This window comes from Streptomyces sp. SCL15-4 (assembly GCF_033366695.1).
GTDB lineage: Bacteria > Actinomycetota > Actinomycetes > Streptomycetales > Streptomycetaceae > Streptomyces.
Genome location: NZ_JAOBTQ010000001.1, coordinates 2,739,265 through 2,757,508, shown reverse-complemented (window position 1 = coordinate 2,757,508; position 18,244 = coordinate 2,739,265). Strand labels below are relative to the sequence as shown.

Below are 18,244 nucleotides of genomic sequence, written 5' to 3'. Positions count from 1 at the left end.
CCGATTCCGTCTGCCGCGGGCCCCGCGCGATAATCGAACGCGGAGCCGCGATATGAGGGATTGCTCGGACGTCCTAGCACCGACGACCGGGAGTGCAGGCGTGTACGCGGCCCGTCACTACAACCGGTGAAGGACAACCACTGATGACGACGCCCACGATCGAGCTCAAGCCGTCCGCCAGCCCACTCGCCGCCGCGGAGCGCGAGGCGATTCTGGCCAACCCCGGCTTCGGCCGCCACTTCACCGACCACATGGTGACGATCAAGTGGACCGAGGGCCGCGGCTGGCACGACGCCCAGCTCGTTCCTTACGGCCCGATCTCCATCGACCCCTCCACGCACGTCCTGCACTACGGCCAGGAGATCTTCGAGGGCCTGAAGGCGTTCCGCCAGCCCGACGGTTCGGTCGCGGTGTTCCGCCCCGAGGCCAGCGCCCGCCGGTTCCGCAACTCCGCCCGCCGCATGGCCATGGCCGAGCTGCCCGAGGAGCTGTTCATCGGCGCGCTGGACGCGCTGCTCACCCAGGACGCCGACTGGGTTCCGCCGCACGGCGGCGAGGCCTCCCTCTACCTGCGGCCGTTCATGTTCGCCACGGAGGCCGCGCTCGGCGTCCACCCGGCCAACGAATACCTGTTCATGCTGATCGCCTCCCCGTCCGGCGCCTACTTCGCCGGCGGCGTGAAGCCGGTCACCATCTGGGTCGCCGAGGACCACGTCCGCGCGGTGCCGGGCGGCACGGGCGACGCCAAGACCGGCGGCAACTACGCCGCGTCCCTGCTGCCGCAGGCCGAGGCCGCCGCGCACGGCTGCGACCAGGTCGTCTACCTCGACGCGGTGACCCGCACCAAGGTCGAGGAGTCCGGCAGCATGAACGTCGCGTTCGTCTACGGCGACCGGATCGTCACTCCCTCGCTCACCGGCTCCATCCTGGAGGGCATCACCCGCGACTCCCTCCTCCAGGTCGCCCGCGACCTCGGCTACACCGCCGAGGAGGGCACGATCACGCTGGAGCAGTGGCGCGCGGACGCGGCGTCCGGCGCGCTGACCGAGGTCTTCGCCTGCGGCACCGCCGCGGTGGTCACGCCCATCGGCCACGTCAAGACCAAGACGGACGCGTGGTCCCACGGCGACGGTACGCCCGGGCCGGTCACCATGCGGCTGCGGGACGCTCTGCTGGGCATCCAGCGCGGTCTCATGGAGGACAAGCACGGATGGCGTCACCAGGTCGGTTAAGCGCGCGGCTCACACGGCCGCACAGGGGCGCGGGGCGGCCGCGTGATCGTCGGGAACGATCACGCGGCTCCCCGCGCCCCTTCGCTGTGCGCCGCGGACGTGCGACCGGATTAGAGCAGCGTTCGATGTGACATGAGTCCTGCTGCCGGTCAATGCTGTCCCTCCAAGAATTCTCTGTTTAGAGTGATGCTCTAACAACTGGAAGACGTGGAGGACAAGGAGGTGCCGCGTCGTGCGACTGACCCCGACCGAACGTGACCGGCTGCTGCTCTTCGGTGCCGCGGAGCTGGCCCGGGCCCGCCGGGCGCGCGGCCTGAAGCTGAACGTGCCGGAGGCCACCGCGCTGATCGCGGACACCGTCTGCGAGGCGGCCCGCGACGGCAGACGGCTCGCCGAGGCCATCGAGGCCGCCCGCTCGGTGCTCGGCCCCGGGGACGTGCTGCCGGGCGTCGCCGACGTCGTCACCGAGGTGATGGTCGAGGCCGTCTTCGACGACGGCTCCCGGCTCGCGGTCGTCTCCGACCCCATCGGCGCAGGCCTGGGCGAGGACGCCCCGGGCGCGCTGCTGCCCGGCCCCGAGCACGCCGACCCCGAGCCCGCCGTCCGGCTGCGCGTCACCAACACCGCCGGCGTGCCGGTCTCCGTCACCTCCCACTTCCACTTCTTCGAGGCCAACCCGCGCCTCGACTTCGACCGCCGCGCCGCCTACGGCATGCGGCTCGCCGTGCCCGCCGGCTCCTCGGTCCGCTTCGGGCCCGGCGAGAGCGAGGAGGTCGCGCTCGTGCCGATCGGCGGCGAGCGGATCGCGATCGGCTTCGCCGGCCTGGTCGACGGGCCGCTGGACGCGCCCGGCGCGCGGGAAGAGGCCCTGCGCAGGGCCGCCGCCTGCGGCTACCTGGGAGCGACCCCGGAAGGAGACGAGGAGCGATGAGCCGCTCGAAGGGACGAGAGGTGAGCCGGTCGATCCACATCGACCCGCACGCCTACGCCGCCACCCACGGCCCGCGCGCCGGCGACCGCGTCCGCCTCGGCGACTCCGGGCTGACGATCCGCGTCGAGTCCGACTCCCAGCGGTACGGCGACGAGTTCCTGGCCGGTTTCGGCAAGACCGCCCGCGACGGACTGCACCTGAAGGCCGCCGCCGTCCGCGACACCTGTGACGTCGTGATCAGCAACGTCGTGGTGATCGACGCGGTGCAGGGCATCCGCAAGGTGTCCATCGGCATCCGCGAGGGACGCATCGCGGCCATCGGGCGGGCCGGCAACCCGGACACCCTGGACGGCGTGGACGTCGTCGTCGGCACCGGTACCTCCATCGTCTCCGGCGAGGGCCTGATCGCCACCGCCGGCGCCGTCGACACCCATGTGCACCTGCTGTCGCCGCGCATCATGGAGGCGTCCCTCGCCTCCGGCGTGACCACGATCATCGGGCAGGAGTTCGGCCCGGTCTGGGGCGTCGGCGTCAACTCGCCGTGGGCGCTGCGCCACGCCTTCAACGCCTTCGACGCCTGGCCGGTCAACATCGGCTTCCTGGGCCGGGGTTCGTCCTCCCGTCCGGCGCCGCTGATCGAGGCCCTGGCCGAGGGCGGGGCGAGCGGGTTCAAGGTGCACGAGGACATGGGCGCCCACACCCGCGCGCTGGACACCGCGCTGCGGGTCGCCGAGGAGCACGACGTCCAGGTGGCCCTGCACAGCGACGGCCTGAACGAGTGCCTGTCGGTCGAGGACACCCTGAAGGTGCTGGAGGGCCGTACGATCCACGCCTTCCACATCGAGGGCTGCGGCGGCGGACACGTGCCCAACGTCCTGAAGATGGCCGGTGTGCCGAACGTCATCGGCTCCTCCACCAACCCCACCCTGCCTTTCGGCCGGGACGCGGTCGCCGAGCACTACGGCATGATCGTCTCCGTCCACGACCTCAAGCCCGACCTGCCCGGCGACGCGGCGATGGCCCGCGACCGCATCCGGGCCGGCACCATGGGCGCCGAGGACGTGCTGCACGACCTGGGTGCGATCGGCATCACCTCCTCCGACGCCCAGGGCATGGGCCGGGCCGGGGAGACCGTCCGCCGCACCTTCGCCATGGCCGGCAAGATGAAGGCCGAGCTGGGCCCGCTGGAGGGCGACGGCGACGGCGACGACAACGCCCGCGTGCTGCGCTACATGGCCAAGCTGACCATCAACCCGGCCATCGCGCACGGACTGTCGCACGAGGTCGGCTCGATCGAGACCGGCAAGCTCGCCGACATCGTGCTGTGGCGCCCGGAGTACTTCGGCGCCAAGCCGCAGCTCGTGCTGAAGGCCGGCTTCCCGGCGTACGGCGTGGTCGGCGACCCCAACGCGGCCACCGACACCTGCGAACCGCTCGTCCTCGGACCGCAGTTCGGAGCGTACGGCGCCACGGCCGCGGACCTCTCCGTGGCGTTCGTCGCGCGGGCCGCCGCCGACCAGGGAGGCGACACGCTGCCCACCCGGCGGCGCCGGGTCGCCGTGCGCGGCACCCGCGGCATCGGCCCCGCCGACCTGCGCCTGAACGCCCGGATCGGCGACGTCGACGTCGACCGGCGCACCGGCCTGGTCACCCTCGACGGCGACCCGCTGCGCTCGGCACCGGCCGACTCCGTCTCCCTCAACCGCCTCTACTTCCTCTAAGGACTCCGCGCATGACCACCCCCGCCGCCGACGGCTTCCGCATGCCCGCCGAGTGGGCCCCGCACGAGCGCACCTGGATGGCGTGGCCCGGCCCCAACCCCACCTTCGACGACCCGGCCGACCTCGCCGCCGCCCGCACCGCCTGGGCGTCCGTCGCCCGCGCGATCCGCCGCTTCGAACCGGTGACGGTCGTCTGCGGCCCCGGCCAGTCCGCCGAGGCCCGCGAACTGCTCGGCCCCGGCATCGACACCGTCGAACGGGAGCTGGACGACGCCTGGATGCGGGACATCGGCCCCACCTTCCTCACCGACGGCAAGGGCCGGCTGGCCGCCGTCGACTGGACCTTCAACGGCTGGGGCGCCCAGCACTGGGCCCGCTGGGAGCACGACTCCAAGATCGGCGCGTACGTCGCCGGCCTCACGGACGCGAGGACGTACGCCTCGGAGCTGGTCAACGAGGGCGGCGCGATCCACGTCGACGGCGAGGGCACCGTCCTGCTCACCGAGACCGTGCAGCTCGGCCCCGAGCGCAACCCGCACTGGTCCAAGGCGGAGGTCGAGGCGGAGATCCACGCCCACCTCGGCACGAGCAAGGCGATCTGGCTGCCGCGTGGCCTGACCGGCGACTATCCGCCGCACGGCTTCGGCACCCTCGGCCACGTCGACATCGTCGCCGCCTTCGCCCGCCCCGGTGTCGTCGTCGCCCACCACCAGCCCGACCCCGCCCACCCCGACCACGAGGTCACCAAGGAGGTCATCGGCCTGCTGAGGTCGGCGACCGACGCCCGGGGCCGCGCCCTGGAGGTCGTCGAGGTGCCCGCGCCGACCGTGCTGGAGGCCGACGGCCACTGGGCCGACTACTCCTACATCAACCACTACCTCTGCAACGGCGGCCTGGTCCTGTGCGGCTTCGACGACCCGCGCGACGAGATCGCCGCCGGGATCTTCCGCCGCCTGTTCCCGGAGCGGACGGTGACCCTGGTGGACGCCCGTACGATCTTCTCCGGTGGCGGTGGCATCCACTGCATCACCCAGCAGCAGCCGAAGGTCTGACACACACAGGAGCAGCAGATGGCCGGTGCGGGCCGGGCGCGCAGGAACGCGCCGCCGCGCGAGGAGGTTCTCGCCGCCGCCATGGGCATGATCGCCGAGCGCGGTCTGGAGAAGCTCACCATGGCGGGGCTCGGCCGCGAGGTCGGCATGAGCAGCGGGCATCTGCTGTACTACTTCCGCTCCAAGGACGAGCTGCTGCTCCAGACCCTGGAGTGGAGCGAGGGCCGGCTCGGCGCTCAGCGGGCCCGGCTGCTCACCGGTCCCGGAACCGCCCGGGAGCGGCTGGAGGCGTACGTCGACCTGTACGTCCCCGAAGGCCACCGGGACCCGCACTGGACGCTCTGGCTGGAGGTCTGGAACCGCTCGCAGAACGCCGACGAGGGCGCGCGCGAGCGGCAGGCCGCGATCGAGGGCGCCTGGCACCGCGACCTGGTCGCGCTGATCGCCGAGGGCGCCTCGCGCGGGGAGTTCCGGGGGGTGGACGCGGACCGCTTCGCCACGAGGACGCGTGCGCTGCTCGACGGGTTCTCGATTCATGTGGCCATCGGGCTGCGGGGGACCGATCGCTCGCAAGTGCTCCGGCACGTGCGGGAGTTCTTCGAGGATGCGTTGCTCGTCGTATAGCCGCGGGTCCGTCGTGGCTGGTCGCGCCCACGCGGCGGAGCCGCATATCGATACGGCCCCGCGCCCCTACGGGGGCGCTGCACAGGAATCGTTCACTCCCGCACCGGGCATGTACCGGCCCATGGAACGTCAACACTGGAAGAAGATCTGGGTCGGCTCGGCGGGGAACATGGTCGAGTGGTTCGACTGGTTCGTGTACGCGAGCTTCGCCACCTATTTCGCCGGCGCGTTCTTCCCGAGCGGCAACCCCACCGCGCAGCTGATGAACACCGCCGGCATCTTCGCCGTCGGCTTCTTCATGCGCCCGGTGGGCGGCTGGCTGCTCGGCAGGGTCGGCGACCGCAAGGGCCGCAAGGCGGCGCTCACGCTGACCGTCACGCTCATGTCGGCCTCGGCGGTCCTCATCGCCGTGGCCCCCACCTACGGCGTCGCCGGCTACGGCGGCGCGCTCGTCCTGCTCGTCGCCCGGCTGCTCCAGGGCCTGTCCGTGGGCGGCGAGTACGCGGCCAGCGCCACCTATCTCACGGAGGCCTCGGACCCGGCCCGGCGCGGCTTCGCCTCCAGCTTCCAGTACGTCTCCATGACCGCCGGCCAGATCGTGGGCCTCGGCCTCCAGATCATCCTGCAGCGGACCATGTCCGACGACGCCCTGCACAGCTACGGCTGGCGCATCCCGTTCGTCGTGGGCGCGCTCGGCGCGGCCGTCATCTTCTACCTGCGCCGCAGCATGCTGGAGACCGAGGTGTACGCGGAGGACACCTCGCACAGCGCCGAGCGCGGCACCCTGCGCGCCCTGTGGCGGCACAAGCGGGAGGCGTTCCTCGTCATCGCCCTCACCATGGGCGGCACGGTGGCCTACTACACGTACACCACCTATCTGACCAAGTACCTGTCCAACTCGGCGGGCCTGTCCAAGCAGACGGCGACCCTGGTCTCCTTCACCGCGCTGATCGTCTTCGCCTGCCTCCAGCCGCTCGCCGGCGCCCTGTCCGACCGCATCGGCCGCCGCCCGCTGCTGATCACCTTCGCCGTCGGCTCCACCTTCCTCACCGTGCCGATCATGACGCTGCTCAGGCACGTGGACGGCTACTGGCCCGCCCTCGGCCTCGCCCTGCTCGCGCTGGTCGTGATCACCGGCTACACCTCGATCAACGCCTGTGTGAAGGCCGAGCTGTTCCCGACCGGCATCCGCGCGCTCGGCGTGGCCCTGCCGTACGCCATCGCCAACGCCCTCTTCGGCGGCACCGCCGAGTACGTCGCCCTGTGGTTCAAGAAGGGCGGCATCGAGTCGGGCTTCTACTGGTACGTGGCCGCCTGCGCCGCCGTCTCCCTGATCGTCTACGTCACCATGCGCGAGACGAAGGACCTGGACCTGGCCCGGGTGAAGGCCGGCGAGGGAACCGGGGCGGGCGAGGGGGAGTCCAGCCTGACGACCGCATCCTGAGACGGGCGGTGAGCCGGGGGCGGGGCTGTGCCAGACTGCCCCCGTGCTCTCGTTCGCCACGATTATTGGCAGCAGGCGCGCCGGTCCGCAGTGACCACCTCGTACGACCAGGTGCGGGTGGCCACCGTCGTCCTCGACCCGCGCGCAGACCTCTCGCACCCGCGAGGGGTTTTTTCGTTTTCCGGCCCACCTTCAGCCGGGAGCGGAGCGCGCGGGAGGATTGGGGGGATGGTGGAGCCGGTCATTCCGGTAAGACCGAAGATCCACAACAGGAGTCCTGAGACCATGACCGAGACGGCAACCAGCCAGCTCGACGACTCGTTCCACGTCTTCGACACCACGCTGCGCGACGGGGCGCAGCGCGAGGGCATCAACCTCACCGTCGCGGACAAGCTGGCCATCGCCCGGCACCTGGACGACTTCGGCGTCGGCTTCATCGAGGGCGGCTGGCCCGGCGCGAACCCGCGGGACACCGAGTTCTTCGCGCGTGCCCGCCAGGAGATCGACTTCCGCCACGCCCGGCTGGTCGCCTTCGGCGCCACCCGCCGCGCCGGCACCACGGCCGCCGAGGACCCGCAGGTGAACGCGCTGCTGGAGTCCGGCGCCCCGGTGATCACGCTGGTCGCCAAGTCACACGACCGGCACGTGGAACTCGCGCTGCGCACCACCCTGGACGAGAACCTGGAGATGGTCCGCGACACCGTGTCGTATCTGGTGGGCCGGGGCCGCCGGGTCTTCGTGGACTGCGAGCACTTCTTCGACGGCTACCGCGCCAACCCGGACTACGCCAAGGCCGTCGTCCGCACCGCCGCCGAGGCCGGCGCCGACGTCGTCGTCCTGTGCGACACCAACGGCGGCATGCTGCCCGCCCAGGTGCACGCGGTCGTCTCCACCGTCCTCGCCGACACCGGCGCCCGGCTCGGCATCCACGCCCAGGACGACACCGGCTGCGCGGTCGCCAACACCCTGGCCGCCGTGGACGGGGGCGCCACGCACGTGCAGTGCACGGCCAACGGCTACGGCGAACGCGTCGGCAACGCCAACCTGTTCCCGGTGGTCGCGGCCCTGGAGCTGAAGTACGGCAAGAAGGTGCTGCCGGAGGGCAGGCTGCGCGAGACTACCCGCATCTCGCACGCCATCGCCGAGGTCGTCAACCTCACCCCGTCCACGCACCAGCCGTACGTGGGCGTCTCCGCCTTCGCGCACAAGGCCGGTCTGCACGCCTCCGCCATCAAGGTCGACCCCGACCTGTACCAGCACATCGACCCCGAGCTGGTCGGCAACACCATGCGCATGCTGGTCTCCGACATGGCGGGCCGCGCCTCCATCGAGCTGAAGGGCAAGGAACTCGGCATCGACCTCGGCGGCGACCGGGAGCTGGTCGGCCGCGTGGTCGAGCGCGTCAAGGAACGCGAACTCGAGGGCTACACCTACGAGGCCGCCGACGCCTCCTTCGAACTGCTGCTGCGCGCCGAGGTCCAGGGCCGGCCGCTGAAGTACTTCGACGTGGAGTCCTGGCGGGCCATCGTGGAGGACCGCCCCGACGGCACCCACGCCAACGAGGCCACGGTCAAGCTGTGGGCCAAGAGCGAGCGGATCGTCGCCACCGCCGAGGGCAACGGCCCGGTCAACGCCCTGGACCGGGCCCTGCGGGTGGCGCTGGAGCGGATCTACCCGCAGCTCGCCAAGCTGGAGCTGGTCGACTACAAGGTGCGCATCCTGGAGGGCAAGCACGGCACCTCCTCCACCACCCGCGTGCTGATCTCCACCTCCGACGGCTCCGGCGAGTGGGCCACGGTCGGCGTGGCGGAGAACGTCATCGCCGCGTCCTGGCAGGCCCTGGAGGACGCCTACACCTACGGCCTGCTCCGCGCGGGCGTGGAACCGGCGGAGTAGTCCCGCCGGTCGCTCACGGCGCGCGCCAGATGTTGTCGAACGCCACCGTCTCGATGCGGCGGCGTTCGCGCACCGCCCCCAGTTCGGTGACCGCGTCGCCGACCGCGATCAGCACGGTGACGACCGCCTCGTCCTCGGGCCCGTCCCCGGCCGGGCGGTCGGCGCCGATGCCGAGGGTGGCCGCGAGCCCGGTGAGCACCGGGTCGCGGGACTCCCAGCGGTCGGTGGCGTGGCGCCGGGCGGCGGTGTCGGCCTGGGGCGCGGCCTTGCCGCTCCGCCGGGGCAGCCAGTGGTGGCGCCGCTCCCCGGCGAGCTGTCCCGCCGACTCCAGGACGTCGTAGTAGGCCACGGCCAGCCCCTCGCCGCGCCGCCACAGCCAGTCCGCGACCGTCTCGTACGGCTCCTCGCGCCGGAGCCGGGCCCCTGCCTCGTCCAGCATCCGGTCACCCGTGGTCAGCACCGGCCCGGGAACGACGCGCTCGCCTTCCAGGGTGAGCGCCCGCGCGCCGAGCAGGTCGATCAGCTCGGCCCCGGCGAGCGCCAGCGACAGATCGCCCTGCTCGACCGGGTGCTCTCCGGGGACGTCCAGGCTGACGAGGAAAAGATCCTGCGGTGTGGTCATGTCCTCCACCATGGTCCGCTCCTGCCCGATCCGCAGCGCGGCACACCGGCACCGCTCAGCACGAGTCCGCCGCGAGCCGCTCGAACTCCTGCCCGCTCAGCACCCGCCCGTCCGCCCACACCTGCCCCGGCCTCAGCCGGGCGAGCTGTTCGGTGGTGAACTCCACCGTGCCGTTGTAGGAGTCGCCGCCGGTGTACTGCCCGAACCCGAGGACGTAGTGGTGCCGCGGCAGCAGCCGCCGCGGGCCCCGGTGCCGGGCGGCCCAGCCGGCGGGCGGGGCGAAGAGCGGGAAGTCGGCGGTGCCGCGCAGCCCCTCCGTCCCGGCGTCCCAGCCGGTGGTGACGGGACCCTCCGCGCCGCCGTGCGGCCGTCCGTCCAGGTACGGGCTCCGGTAGCCGTCGTCACCGCACGGACGGAACACCGCGTACGGCGTCCCGTCCGGCGCGGCCCGCACTCCAGCGAGCGGCAGGTCGACGGCCCCGCAGCCGCTCAGCAGCAGCATCCCGCCGGCGATCCCGGCCGCCACGGCCCCCGTGTGTCGCAATGTCCCGCCTAACGCAGTGCCCACTTCTGGTTGGCGGCCCCGGTGCACGACCAGATCTGGGCCCGGGCCCCGTTCGCCGGCGAGTTGTCGGTGACGTCGAGGCACTTGCCGGCCGCCGTGTTCACCACATCACCCGTGGCCGCGTCGTACGACCACCGTTGGGCACCGGTTCCGTTGCAGTCGTACAACTGGACCTTGGCCCCGTCCGCGGTGGAACCCGAGGTCACGTCCAGACACTTGCCGAGCGCCCGGACCGACCCGTCGGCCCGCACGGTCCACTGCTGGGCGGTGCTGCCGTTGCAGTCGTAGAGCTGCACCGCCGTGCCGTCGGCGCTCGAACCGCCCGCCACGTCCAGGCACTTGCCGGCCAGGCCCACGAAGGCACCGGTCCGGTCGCCGCCCCCGGACTGGGTGCCGGACCAGGTGAAGGTCGCCGAGGTCTTTCCCGGCAGCGTGTACGTGGCGTGCTGTGAGCCCCAGTTGACGGTGAGCGTCTTCGCCGACGAGGAGTCGTTGTACGCGATCAGCGCCTTGCTGCCGTCCGGGTTGCGCCAGGCCACGTTCGGCACGGCGGTGGACGCGGTGGAGGCGATGCGCTGGGCGCCGGGGCGGACGAACTTGGTCAGGTGGCCCATGTCGTAGTACTCGACGGTGTAGTCCACGGTGCCGCTCGCGCCGTCGCCGTTGTGCACGGTGACCAGCCCGGTGCAGGTGCCGCAACCGCCGTTGTGCGGGCCCATGTTCTGGTCCACGGCCAGCGACCACTTGGTCACCGACTTCGCCCAGTTGCGCGTGTAGCCGATGATGTCGGACATGTCCTCGCGCTGCTGGTTCGCGATCCAGGTGCCTCCGGAGTGCTCGGTGCCGAAGGCGTCCAGCGCCGGGTACCGGTCGTGCACGGCGGTCTGCTTGGCGATGTCACCGCCGTAGCCGTGCCAGGCGATCCCGCCGAAGTTGGGGTGGCTGCGGACGGCCGGGTCGTCCACGGTCTGGGCCGCGTAGGAGTCGTAGACGTCCCAGTTCCAGTCGTGCGCCAGCACCTTGGTGGTCAGGCCCGCCGCCTGGAGCCTGGGCAGCAGCTCGTTCTTCGTGAAGTAGGCGAGGCCGCTCGCGTTCCAGCTCATCGACGGATAGCCGGAACAGCAGGTCGGTTCGTTCTGCGCGGTGACGTACCGCACGTCGACGCCCTGCGCCTGGTACGCCTGGAGGTACTTCACGAAGTACGAGGCGTACGCGCCGTAGTCCTCGGCCTTCAGCCAGCCGCCGTTGAGCGAGCCGCTGTCCTTCATCCACGCCGGTGCCGTCCACGGCGAGGCCATCACGGTCAGGGACGGGTTCAGCTGGAGTGCCTGCTTCGTCAGCGGGACCACGTCCGCCAGGTCGTGCGCTATGGAGAACTTCGCCAGCGACGGGTCGCTCTGCCCGGCGGGCACGTCGTCGTAGGTGTAGCCGTAGCGGGCCAGGTCCGAGGCGCCCATCGGGTTGCGCAGGAAGGACAGGCCGATGCCGTCGGTCGGCGAGAACAGCTTGCGCATGGCCGCGTCCCTGGCCGTCTGCGACAGCGCCCCGCTGCCGTTCATCAGCCAGGCGGCGGTGTCGGTGAAGGACGCGCCGCCGCCGGTGAAGGTCTGGTAGCGGGTGTTCTCGTCCACGGTGATGTTCTCACCGCTCCCGCCCGTGCCGGACTGGAAGGCGAACGGGGTCTGCGGCGCCAGGCCGCGTACGACGTGCCGGCCGGCGGCGTCGTCGGTGGTGGTGAGCCAGGCGGTGACCTGCTCGCCGGCCGCGTGCGCGGGGACCGCGGCCACGCCGTATCCGGCGGCGGAGAGCAGTCCGGCCAGCAGCAGCCGGACCGCGCGGGGGGTTCTCCTCATGGTGCGTCGCCCTTCCTTCAGGGTTCGACGGATGACGGGTCGTCTTGACGGGGATGTGAGGCCCTAGTTAACTCACGGCGTGAGCTAAGCCCTGAGTGAACCAAGAGAGTCCACGAGTGCACCGTGAGAGTCAAGGGAAGGTCCATGCGTAGAACCGCCCTGCTCGCCTCCGCCACGCTCCTGGCCGGTCTGCTGCCCTGGGCGGCCACCGCCCGGGCCGCCGACGGGCCGGCCCCCACCACCGTCGACCGCTTCGAGGGCGAGGTGCCCTTCGCCGCCCAACCCGCCGAGGGCCTCTTCACCTGGGGCGGCGACGGCGACGACCCGCCCGCCCTGCGCCTGGCCGACCGCGCCGACGCCCCGGAAGGCGCCAAGGTCCTGACCGGCACCTACGACATCAGCGGCTACGGCGGCTTCACCCACGACTACGCCGCCACCGCTCCCGCCCACGACTGGTCCGCGCACCGGGGCATCCGCTTCTGGTGGGACGGCCGGAACAACGGCCGGAAGATCACCCTGGAGATCAAGGACGGCGGCGCCCACGGCGAGGCCTCCGAACTCTGGACGGCCTCCTTCACCGACGACTTCACCGGCTGGAAGCAGGTCGAACTCCCCTTCACCGACTTCGTCTACCGCACCGACTACCAGCCCGTCGGCGGCATCGACCACGTCCTCGGCCTGAAGGACATGTGGGGCTACTCCGTCACTCTTCCGCCGGGCGCCAAGGGCGACTTCGCCATGGACGGCGTGGAGCTGTACGGCACCGCGGACCCGGCCCTGCGCGCCACCGTCACCACCGACGCGCCGGTCCACCCCGTCAAGGAGGGCGGCACGGCGAAGGTGAAGGTCACCGTCGCCACCACCGGCGAGGCACCTCTCGCCGACCCCGTCACCGTCGCCTACACCACGGCCGGCGGCACCGCGACCTCCGGCGCCGACTACACGCCCGTCTCCGGCACCCTCACCTTCCCCGCCGGCACCGCCTCCGGCGCCACCCGGACCATCGAGGTGCCCACCCGTCGCGACCGCGCGGCCGAACCCGCTGAGACCATCCCGCTCAAGCTCACGGTCACCGGCGCCAAGGCGCCCGCCGAGAATCCTCAGGTCGTGGTCGACGCGCACGGGCTGCCGTACCTGAACGCCAGGCTGCCGATCCGCGAGCGGGTCGCCGACCTGCTCGGCCGGATGTCGCTGGCGGAGAAGGCCGGCCAGATGACCCAGGCCGAGCGCGGCGGCGTGGGCCAGGGCGCCGACATCACCGCCTACGCCCTCGGCTCGCTGCTGTCCGGCGGCGGCTCCACGCCCACGCCCAACACGCCCGAGGCATGGGCGAAGATGATCGACGCCTTCCAGCTGCGGACCCGGGCCACCCGCCTCCAGATCCCGCTGGTCTACGGCGTCGACGCGGTCCACGGCCACAACAACCTCGTCGGCGCCACGATCCTGCCGCACAACATCGGCATCGGCGCCTCCCGCGATCCGCGGCTCGCCCGGCAGACCGGCGCGGTGACCGCCGCCGAGGTCCGCGCGACCGGCGTCCCCTGGGACTTCGCGCCCTGCCTGTGCGTGAGCCGCGACGAACGCTGGGGCCGCGCCTACGAGTCCTACGGCGAGGACCCGGCCCTGGTCGAGTCCATGGAGACGGTGATCCAGGGCCTCCAGGGCCGCGCCGACGGCCGGGACCTGAGGCGCGCCGACAAGGTGCTCGCCTCGGCCAAGCACTTCGCCGCCGACGGCGGCACCGCCTACGGCTCCTCGGCCACCGGCTCGTACACCATCGACCAGGGCGTCACCACGGTCACCCGCGAGCAGCTCGAGGACATCCACCTGGCGCCGTACCAGGAGGCCGTCGACCGGGGCGTCGGCACGGTCATGCCGTCGTACTCCTCGCTGGACATCACCGGCGACGGCAAGGGCGCGGTGAAGATGCACGCCCGCGGCGACATGATCAACGGCGTGCTCAAGGACCGGATGGGCTTCGACGGCTTCGTGATCAGCGACTACAACGCCGTCGACCAGCTCCCCGGCGACCAGCCCACCCGGGTGCGCACGGCGGTGAACGCGGGCGTCGACATGATGATGGTGCCGTACTCCTACAAGGAGTTCAGCACCACGCTCGTCGACGAGGCCAGGGCGGGCCGGGTCACCGGCAAGCGGATCGACGACGCCGTCTCCCGCATCCTCACCGAGAAGTTCAAGCTCGGCCTGTTCGAGCATCCCTACGCCGACACCTCCGGGGCCGCCGCCATCGGCTCCGCGGAACACCGGAAGGTCGCCCGCCGGGCCGCCGCCGAGTCGCAGGTGCTGCTGAAGAACACGGGCGGGCTGCTGCCGCTGAAGAAGAGCGAGAAGGTGTACGTCGCCGGGTCCAACGCCGACGACATCGGCAACCAGACCGGCGGCTGGACCGTCACCTGGCAGGGCGCCTCCGGCGACATCGTGCCCGGCACGACCGTCCTGGAGGGCCTGCGGAAGGCGGGCGGCCGGGTCACCTACTCCAAGGACGCGTCCGCGCCGCTGGCCGGCCACGACGTCGGCGTGGTCGTCGTCGGCGAGACCCCGTACGCCGAGGGCGTCGGCGACGTCGGCAACAACGGCCACGACCTCAGGCTGTCGGCCGCCGACCGGGCCGCCGTGGACAAGGTCTGCGCGGCCATGAAGTGCGCGGTGCTGATCGTCTCCGGCCGGCCTCAGCTCATCGACGACCAGCTCGGCGAGATCGACGCCCTGGTGGCCTCCTGGCTGCCCGGCACCGAGGGCGACGGCGTCGCCGACGTGCTCTACGGCAAGCGCCCCTTCACCGGACAGCTCCCGGTCAGCTGGCCGAAGTCCGAGGCCCAGCTCCCGATCAACGTGGGCGACTCGGCCTACGACCCGCAGTTCCCGTACGGCTGGGGCCTGACCACGCTCGCCGAGGCCCCGCAGGGCGGCACGTCCACCTTGCGCGCCCTCGCCACCAGGGCCGCGGCGGCCGAGCGGCACGGAGACGACAAGGCCGGACGCGCGCTGGTGACCCGGGCCCGCCTCCTGGTCCAGCAGAAGGCGGCCGGCCGCCTCACCCAGGCGGTCTCCAAGCCCTTCGCCGACGCGGACCACCTGCTGCTGACCGGCCGGTACGGAAAGGCGGTGGAGAAGCTCGCGCAGGCCTACCGGGCGGCCTGACCACCGGATGCCCTGATTGGGGAGGCTTCGGGTAGTTTCGAGGTATGAAAGCCGTGCCGCGGAACCGAAGCCTCCCCGCACTGCTGCTGGCCGTGCTGGTCCTGGTGCTGACGACCACGTTCGCACCCGGGGCCAGAGCGGACACCGGCGTCTCCGAGATCGCCCGGGCCCTGCGCGCGAGTCCGGTCTACGTCGACCCGGCCGCCCGGGACCAGCTCTCCGCCCAGACCGCCGAGGCACTCGCCGCCCGGATCAAACGCGCGGACCGGCCCCTGTTCATCGCGGTCCTCCCGGCCGGCTACCCCACCGCGGGCCTCTTCGCCGACCTGCGCGCGGCGACCGGGATCACCGGCCTGTACGGCGTCCGCCTCGGCGACCGCTTCGACGCCCGCGCCGACTCCTCCGTCATGTCGCCCACGGCCCGGCAGAACCTCGTCCGCAGCGTCCAGGGCGAGGACGCGAGGACCCAGCTGGCCGACTTCACCGACCGCGCCCTGATCAACATGGGCGGCCACGCTCCCAGGAGCTGGGGCGGCACGGCCGACGGCGCCGTGTCCGGTACGGCCCTGATCGCGACGGCCGCCGTCCTGGTGGCCGCCGGCGCGGGCGCGTACACACTGGTCCGGCGCAACCGGCGGCGCCGCGAGGACGAGCAGCGGGCCGCGCTGGACCGGCTGCGGGTGGTCGTGGACGAGGACATCACCGCGTTCGGCGAGGAACTGGACCGCCTGGACTTCCAGCCCGCGGCACCCGGCGCCGACGACGCCATGCGCGCGGACTACGAGCACGCGCTCGACGCCTACGACACCGCGAAACAGCGCATGGCCATGGCGGAGCGCCCGGAGGACGTGCGCGGGGTCACCGAGGCGCTGGAGAACGGCCGCTTCTCCCTGGCCACCCTCGCCGCCCGCCGCGAGGGCCGCCCGCTCCCGGAGCGCCGCCCGCCGTGCTTCTTCGACCCCCGCCACGGCCCGTCCACCACCGACGCCACCTGGACCCCGCCCGGCGGCGCCCCGCGCCAGGTCCCGGTCTGCGCGGCCGACGCCACCCGTCTGGCCGACGGCCGCGACCCGGTGATCCGCGAGGTCGACACCGACTACGGCCGCCGCCCGTACTGGGACGCGGGCCCCGCCTACGGTCCCTGGGCGGGCGGCTACTTCGGCGGCGGCCTGCTGCCCGGCCTCCTCGTCGGCACCATGCTGGGCGGCATGATGGCGACACCCTCCTACGCCGCGGACTACGGAGCCGGGTACGGCGACTTCGGCGCGGGCGGCTACGAGGGCGGGGACGTCTCCGGCACGGACTTCGATCCCGGCGACTTCGGCGGTGGCTTCGGCGACGGGGGCGGCTTCGACGGAGGCGGTGGGGACTTCGGTGGAGGCGGCGGGGACTTCGGCGGCGGAGGCAACTTCTGAGGGCTAGACGCCCTTGAGGAAGTCGCTCCAGGTGGCGGGGGAGAGGGTGAGCGTGGGGCCGGTGGGGGCCTTGGAGTCGCGGATGTGGATGGCGGCGGGGTGGGAGGCCACCTCTACGCAGTTGCCGCCTTCGTTGCTGCTGTAGCTGGACTTGCGCCAGGTGTAGGCAAGTTCGACGCAGTCGCCGCCCTGACTGCCGCTGTAGCTGGACTTGAACCATGCGAGTGCCGCTGCGGTGTTCATGACTCTCCTAGCAGTCCTTTCAGCAGGCCCACGCTCTTGTCGGGTGGGAGGGCCTGGGACCGCAGCATTCCATACTGGAGGTGGTAATCGCTGACCTCGTTGGGATCATCAACGAGAAAACTGGCGCGCTGAACCTCCAGGTAGACCAGGCGCTCGTACTCGGGAGTCTCAAGTAGCACCATGGGGCCGTCGAGACATGCATGTGGCGTCCGACTCTCGGGCATGATCTGAAAGCTCATGTGGGACGGCTCGGTGTACTCCAGGATCTGCCGAATCTGTGCGCGCATGACTTCCGGGCCGCCCACCTCCCGCCGCAGGATGCTCTCTTCCAGAACGAAGTGGCCGACGGGAGGGCGATCCCGTTGCCAAATCACTTGTCGGTCCATGCGAGCCTGAACCCACTGCTCGGCTGTTTCGCTACCGAGCGCTGGGTATCGGTAGTCGAACACCGCACGGCAATACTCTGGTGTCTGAAGTAGCCCTGGAACCACCAGACTCTGATACGAGAGGATGCTCACCGCCTCCTGCTCGTGATCGACCAGTCCCTGAGCGAACTGAACGATCCGATCCCGTACTGGCAGCCTGGCGACGACCACCGTTAAGGCGCCGCCCGTTTCCAGAAGTTCATCGAACTGTTCGGCACGATCCGGCTGTAGGGCCAGCCTCCCTTGCTCGATGGACCTCACTGTGTCGACGGAGATGTTGGCCATCTCGGCCAGTTGTTCCTGTGTGAAGTGTGCTTTCTTGCGGTAGTGGGCGACGAGTGCGCCGACCGCGTACCACGAACCGACCTTCTTGGGCCTGGGTGCCACGTGCATGGCCGTTCCTTTCCCCCGTATGCACGCCGATCTGTCGTAGTGGACTCGTAGTAATGAGGACTACGACTTCACTCACTGCCCCAGCGTAGTGACGCACAGTGACATTGGCCTCGTGAATGCACAAACCCAACACCCCCACACACGCCAGGCGTTCTACCGGCGGGACCGCAGGTCGGTACGGCTCGCACGGCAATTCGCACGGCAGGCCCTGATCGACTGGGCGGCGGCCGAGCGCGGCGACGACGTCATGCTCTGCGTGAGCGAGCTGGCGACCAATGCCCTTGTCCACGGCGTCCCTCCGGGCCGTGGCTTCCTCCTCCGCCTGGTCCTGCACGCGGACGGCGCCCTACGGGTGGAGGTGCACGACAGCGGCCCGGGCGAGATCCGTTGTCCGGACCCGGCGCCGGACGCGAACGCGGAGCACGGCAGGGGACTGCTCCTGGTCGCGGCGTTGGCGGACAAGTGGGGCGTGGGGGAGCGGAACCCAGGAAAGATCGTGTGGTGTGAGTTCCTGAGAAAGTGACCGTGGGGCCGCCTGCTTCTCGGCCAGTGTCGTGCACGGGGAAGAAGCGAGCGGGCGGCCCGGGGAAAGTGGCCGGCTCGACCTCGTCGGTCCCTGGGGTCGGCTGCGTCCGCATCGTCGGCGAGGGATGCGCGGTCGCGCCT

15 protein-coding genes are annotated in these 18,244 nt (G+C 71.6%); 10 read left to right on the top strand and 5 right to left on the bottom strand.

What is annotated here, in order from left to right; genetic code table 11:
- The first annotated feature begins 143 nt into the window (after positions 1-143).
- The 7 genes from SCK26_RS11660 to cimA all read left to right on the top strand — a co-directional run bounded on the left by SCK26_RS11660 (position 144) and on the right by cimA (position 8,900).
- Positions 144-1,232, top strand: a complete 1,089-nt coding sequence (locus SCK26_RS11660) for a branched-chain amino acid aminotransferase (protein ID WP_318201227.1) — start codon at positions 144-146, stop codon at positions 1,230-1,232.
- Positions 1,233-1,464: 232 nt separating this feature from the next.
- The gene (gene ureA / locus SCK26_RS11655) at positions 1,465-2,163 is read left to right on the top strand and encodes an urease subunit gamma (RefSeq protein WP_318201226.1); all 699 of its coding nucleotides are present in this window, start codon (positions 1,465-1,467) and stop codon (positions 2,161-2,163) included.
- Positions 2,160-3,884 carry an urease subunit alpha gene (locus SCK26_RS11650; RefSeq protein WP_318201225.1) on the top strand — a complete coding sequence of 575 codons (1,725 nt, stop codon included), beginning with the start codon at positions 2,160-2,162 and terminating at the stop codon, positions 3,882-3,884. The genes ureA and SCK26_RS11650 overlap by 4 nt, the downstream gene beginning before the upstream one ends.
- 11 nt (positions 3,885-3,895) lie before the next feature.
- Positions 3,896-4,936 (top strand): agmatine deiminase family protein, encoded by a 1,041-nt coding sequence (locus SCK26_RS11645; protein WP_318201224.1) that lies wholly within the window; start codon positions 3,896-3,898, stop codon positions 4,934-4,936.
- Between the two features lie 18 nt (positions 4,937-4,954).
- The gene (locus SCK26_RS11640; protein ID WP_318201223.1) at positions 4,955-5,560 is read left to right on the top strand and encodes a TetR/AcrR family transcriptional regulator; all 606 of its coding nucleotides are present in this window, start codon (positions 4,955-4,957) and stop codon (positions 5,558-5,560) included.
- Positions 5,561-5,681: 121 nt separating this feature from the next.
- Complete coding sequence (locus SCK26_RS11635) at positions 5,682-7,004, top strand: MFS transporter (protein WP_318201222.1); 1,323 nt, start codon at positions 5,682-5,684, stop codon at positions 7,002-7,004.
- A 285-nt stretch (positions 7,005-7,289) separates the two neighbouring features.
- Positions 7,290-8,900, top strand: a complete 1,611-nt coding sequence (gene cimA, locus SCK26_RS11630) for a citramalate synthase (RefSeq protein ID WP_318201221.1) — start codon at positions 7,290-7,292, stop codon at positions 8,898-8,900.
- A 13-nt stretch (positions 8,901-8,913) separates the two neighbouring features.
- On the opposite strand, the gene SCK26_RS11625 is transcribed toward cimA, so the two are convergent.
- From SCK26_RS11625 to SCK26_RS11615, 3 genes are read right to left on the bottom strand one after another with little or no spacing between them, the layout of a single operon-like run.
- The gene (locus SCK26_RS11625; protein ID WP_318201220.1) at positions 8,914-9,522 is read right to left on the bottom strand and encodes a GOLPH3/VPS74 family protein; all 609 of its coding nucleotides are present in this window, start codon (positions 9,520-9,522) and stop codon (positions 8,914-8,916) included.
- Between the two features lie 55 nt (positions 9,523-9,577).
- A complete protein-coding gene (locus tag SCK26_RS11620) occupies positions 9,578-10,048 on the bottom strand; it encodes a hypothetical protein (protein ID WP_318201219.1) in 471 nt (156 codons plus the stop codon).
- A 26-nt stretch (positions 10,049-10,074) separates the two neighbouring features.
- A complete protein-coding gene (locus tag SCK26_RS11615) occupies positions 10,075-11,940 on the bottom strand; it encodes a ricin-type beta-trefoil lectin domain protein (RefSeq protein ID WP_318201218.1) in 1,866 nt (621 codons plus the stop codon).
- Between the two features lie 144 nt (positions 11,941-12,084).
- Between SCK26_RS11615 and SCK26_RS11610 the strand changes: the two genes are divergently transcribed.
- Positions 12,085-15,102, top strand: coding sequence for a glycoside hydrolase family 3 protein (locus tag SCK26_RS11610; RefSeq protein WP_318201217.1), 3,018 nt, complete (start codon positions 12,085-12,087; stop codon positions 15,100-15,102).
- 44 nt (positions 15,103-15,146) lie between these two features.
- Positions 15,147-16,517, top strand: a complete 1,371-nt coding sequence (locus tag SCK26_RS11605) for a hypothetical protein (RefSeq protein WP_318201216.1) — start codon at positions 15,147-15,149, stop codon at positions 16,515-16,517.
- Between the two features lie 3 nt (positions 16,518-16,520).
- On the opposite strand, the gene SCK26_RS11600 is transcribed toward SCK26_RS11605, so the two are convergent.
- Both SCK26_RS11600 and SCK26_RS11595 read right to left on the bottom strand, forming a co-directional pair.
- Positions 16,521-16,760 (bottom strand): DUF397 domain-containing protein, encoded by a 240-nt coding sequence (locus tag SCK26_RS11600; protein WP_318201215.1) that lies wholly within the window; start codon positions 16,758-16,760, stop codon positions 16,521-16,523.
- Positions 16,757-17,578 carry a helix-turn-helix transcriptional regulator gene (locus tag SCK26_RS11595; protein WP_318201214.1) on the bottom strand — a complete coding sequence of 274 codons (822 nt, stop codon included), beginning with the start codon at positions 17,576-17,578 and terminating at the stop codon, positions 16,757-16,759. The genes SCK26_RS11600 and SCK26_RS11595 overlap by 4 nt, the downstream gene beginning before the upstream one ends.
- A gap of 112 nt (positions 17,579-17,690) precedes the next feature.
- Here SCK26_RS11595 and SCK26_RS11590 point away from each other — a divergent pair, with 112 nt between their 5' ends.
- Entirely contained in the window at positions 17,691-18,101 is a 411-nt protein-coding gene (locus SCK26_RS11590) for an ATP-binding protein (protein ID WP_318201213.1), read from the top strand.
- Positions 18,102-18,244 lie beyond the last annotated feature (143 nt).